The sequence below is a fragment of the Aeromonas sp. 604176 genome (genome assembly GCF_049170755.1).
GTDB classification, from domain to species: domain Bacteria; phylum Pseudomonadota; class Gammaproteobacteria; order Enterobacterales; family Aeromonadaceae; genus Aeromonas; species Aeromonas veronii_A.
This window is the reverse complement of sequence record NZ_JAAKNE010000200.1, coordinates 1-3,412: the sequence shown is the minus strand read 5'-3', so window position 1 is coordinate 3,412 and position 3,412 is coordinate 1. Positions and strand designations below refer to the sequence as shown.

The following is a 3,412-nucleotide window of genomic DNA, read 5'->3' as shown; positions in this document are numbered from 1 at the left end:
GCCATGGCGGCACCCTGCTCGTGGCGACAGAGCTGATGGGCCAGACCACCGTCATACAGGGCATCGTAGACCGGCATGATGGCCCCGCCCGGGTAACCAAACACCTGGGTCACACCCTGTTTTTTGAGAGCCTGTACCAAAAACTGCGCGCCGTTCATGTGGAAAATCCTGTCCTTTGGTCGAAAAAAAACCCCCGGGCTGTGAGGCTCGGGGGTCGCTTGTTTCGTTCTGTCCGGTGGTGGGTCTATCCCTTGTTCCGTGCAGCTAAACGAGCCCCGAGCGGTGAGATAATAATCACCACTAGGACCACAATAATGCTGACGAAACGGGAGGCCATGTTCATAGTTACAACCGGAAATCCTGTGAAATTGGGGCGGTTTCTACCGCGAATGGCTATTAGAACTAGCACGGTGATTTTTATTGGGCAAGCCTTTTTTCTGTGACAACCCACTGATTTTGGCTATTCCCCAGCCGGAACTCTGGAATAAAAAACCAACAACAAGCAGTTAGTCAGAACATATATCAACTCAAGGACGGGATTTATGTCATTAGCTGTGGTTTATAGCCGTGCCAGCCTCGGGATCGCGGCCCCGCAAGTTACAGTGGAAGTTCACCTCTCCAACGGCCTGCCTGCCTTCAACATGGTCGGCCTGCCGGAAACCTCGGTGAAGGAGTCGCGAGACCGGGTGCGCAGCGCCCTGCTCAACGGCAATTTCGAGTTCCCGAGCAAACACATCACAGTCAATCTGGCTCCCGCCGATCTACCCAAGGAGGGGGGCCGCTTCGATCTGGCCATCGCCATCGGCATTCTCGCTGCTTCCAAGCAGATACCGGCAAAATACCTGCTCGATCATGAATTTTTGGGGGAGTTGGCCCTGACCGGCGAAATTCGCCCCGTGCTCGGGGTGCTGCCCGCCGTGCTCGCCTGCCGGGATGCGGGGCGCACTCTGCTGGTACCGCGGGAGAACGGCCCCGAAGCGTCCCTCATTCAGGATGCCGAAGTGCGCACCGCCCATCAGCTGCTGGCCGTCACAGCTTGGCTGGCAGGCCAGTACGAACTGCCGCTGCCGGATCCCCAAAGCGCGGAGAGCCTGCCCAATGTGCCGGATCTGCAGGATGTGATCGGCCAGTCACAGGCCAAGCGGGCGCTGGAGATCGCCGCCGCCGGCAGCCACAACCTGCTGTTCATCGGCCCGCCCGGCACCGGCAAGAGCATGCTGGCGAGCCGATTGCCCGGCATTCTGCCGCCGCTCAGCGAGCAGGAGGCGCAGCAGACCGCCGCCATCCACTCCATCGGCGGCCTCACTCCGCGCGCCGGTCACTGGCACCACAGACCCTATCGCACGCCCCACCACAGTGCCTCCGCAGTAGCGCTGGTGGGCGGCGGCAGCCACCCAAGGCCCGGCGAAATATCGTTGGCCCACAACGGGGTGCTGTTTCTCGACGAGCTGCCCGAATTCGAGCGCAAGGTGCTCGACTCCCTGCGCGAGCCACTGGAGACGGGGCACATCACCATCAGCCGGGCCGCCCGCCAGGTGGATTTTCCCGCCCGCTTCCAGCTGGTCGGCGCCATGAATCCCAGCCCCTGTGGCCACTATGGCGACGGCCAGACCCGCTCCAGCCCGGATCAGATCTTGCGCTACCTCGGCAAGCTCTCCGGCCCCTTTCTCGACCGCTTCGATCTGACTGTGGAAGTGCCACTACTACCCAAGGGGAGCCTGACCGGCAAGGCGGAGCGGGGGGAGTCGAGCCAGCAGATCCGCGATCGGGTACTGGTGGCACGGGAGCGCATGCTGAGTCGCAACGGCAAGCTCAACAACCTGCTGGATAGCCGTGAGATAGAGGATATTTGCCGCCTATCACCGCAAGATGCCGAATTTTTGGAGAACGCCATCCAGAAGCTGGGGCTCAGCATCCGGGCCTGGCATCGCATCCTGCGGGTGTCACGCACCATCGCCGATCTGGCCGGGCAACCCGCCATCGGCAAGGAGCATCTTATCGAGGCGCTCGGTTATCGCGCCATGGACCGGCTGCTGTCGCGACTGCGCAGCAGCTGACAGAAGGGAAAGGGTGAGTCCAACCCCGTAACGGCTCTGAATGGTCTCACGGGCAATCGGCTGATATTATGGCCACAGATCTGACCACTTGATGGCCCTTTATCGACAGCAAGACGGACCCGACTCATGCCCAACAAGCTGACAGAGCGACTGCGCGGCAGCCTCTCCACCCTGCTCTATTTTTTCAACACCCTCTTCTGGTTTGTCCCCATCTTTTCGCTGGGTCTGCTCAAGCTCCTGCTCCCCCTCAAGGGATGGCGCACCCTCTGCAACTGGCTGCTCGATGGCTGTGCCAGCTGCTGGATCGGTTTCAACAATCTGATCCAGAAAACCATCATCAAAACCCCTTTCGAGGTGGTCGGAGTGGACAAAGGGCACCGGAATGAGTGGTATATGGTGATTGCCAACCATCAATCCTGGGTCGACATACTGGTACTGCAGCGGGTTTTTAACCAAAAAATCCCCTTCCTGAAGTTTTTCCTCAAGAAAGAGCTGATTTGGGTACCTTTTCTCGGTCTGGCATGGTGGGCGCTCGACTTCCCCTTCATGCGGCGATATTCCAGGAAATTTCTGGAAAAGCATCCCCATCTGAAGGGAAAAGATATAGAGACAACCCGTAAAGCCTGTGCCAGGTTCCGCCACATTCCGGTGAGTGTGATGAACTTCGTCGAAGGCACCCGCTTCACCAAGGGCAAACATCAGAAGCAGGGTTCGCCCTATCGTCACCTGCTCCACCCGAAAGCAGGCGGCATCGCCTTTACCCTGGCAGCCATGGGTGACCAGTTGCATCAACTGGTGGATGTCACCATCGCCTATCCGGACGGCATTCCCAGCTACTGGGACTTCATGTGTGGCCGGGTCGGGCAAATCAAGGTTCAGGTCCGCTATTTGCCGATCGACCGCAAGCTGGTGGGGGATTACTTCAATGACCCCGAGTTCCAACAAGAGTTTCAACAGTGGTTGAACGGGATCTGGCACGAGAAGGACCAGACCCTGAACCAGCTGCTGGCAACCAAGGCGCAGTAAACACTCATGTTATCCATGCTTCCCGGCCCGCTGGTGCTGCTCATCAGCGCCGGCCTGACCATTCTCTTTACCGCCTTGTGCGCCAGCCTGATCCTGCTGGTTTCGCTGGCCAAACTGCTGCTGCCCGTGCCAGCCTTTGGCCGCGCCTGCAGCCGACTCAACAACCGCTTCATGCGCCTGTGGCTGGCCTGCAACGCGCTGGTGATCCGCCTCACCACCCGCATCGACTGGCAGGTGGAGGACAGCACCCGGCTGCGCAAGGATGGCTGGTATCTCATCATCAGCAACCACATGAGCTGGACCGACATCGTGGTGCTCGGCCACCTGTT

Annotated in this window: 3 protein-coding genes and 1 pseudogene; 3 read left to right on the top strand and 1 reads right to left on the bottom strand. The window is 59.5% G+C overall.

Going from position 1 to position 3,412, the window contains the following annotated elements; genetic code table 11:
* Positions 1–158, bottom strand: a 158-nt coding sequence (locus tag G5358_RS20475; RefSeq protein WP_421324820.1) for a thiamine pyrophosphate-binding protein, incomplete at its 3' end; no start/stop codon positions are given.
* Between the two features lie 384 nt (positions 159–542).
* On the opposite strand from G5358_RS20475, the gene G5358_RS20470 reads away from it, so the two are divergent.
* The 3 genes and pseudogenes from G5358_RS20470 to G5358_RS20460 all read left to right on the top strand — a co-directional run.
* On the top strand, positions 543–2,057 hold the full coding sequence (locus G5358_RS20470) for a YifB family Mg chelatase-like AAA ATPase (RefSeq protein ID WP_227341746.1): 1,515 nt from the start codon (positions 543–545) through the stop codon (positions 2,055–2,057).
* A gap of 126 nt (positions 2,058–2,183) precedes the next feature.
* The gene (locus tag G5358_RS20465) at positions 2,184–3,083 is read left to right on the top strand and encodes an acyltransferase (RefSeq protein WP_421324819.1); all 900 of its coding nucleotides are present in this window, start codon (positions 2,184–2,186) and stop codon (positions 3,081–3,083) included.
* 6 nt (positions 3,084–3,089) lie between these two features.
* Positions 3,090–3,412: pseudogene (locus G5358_RS20460) on the top strand (acyltransferase); the annotation flags it as partial.

Bases quoted from the DNA above. Each gene is read 5' to 3' on its own strand.
- G5358_RS20465 (WP_421324819.1), top strand. From the start codon at position 2,184: ATGCCCAACAAGCTGACAGAGCGACTGCGCGGCAGCCTCTCCACCCTG.
- G5358_RS20470 (WP_227341746.1), top strand. From the start codon at position 543: ATGTCATTAGCTGTGGTTTATAGCCGTGCCAGCCTCGGGATCGCGGCC.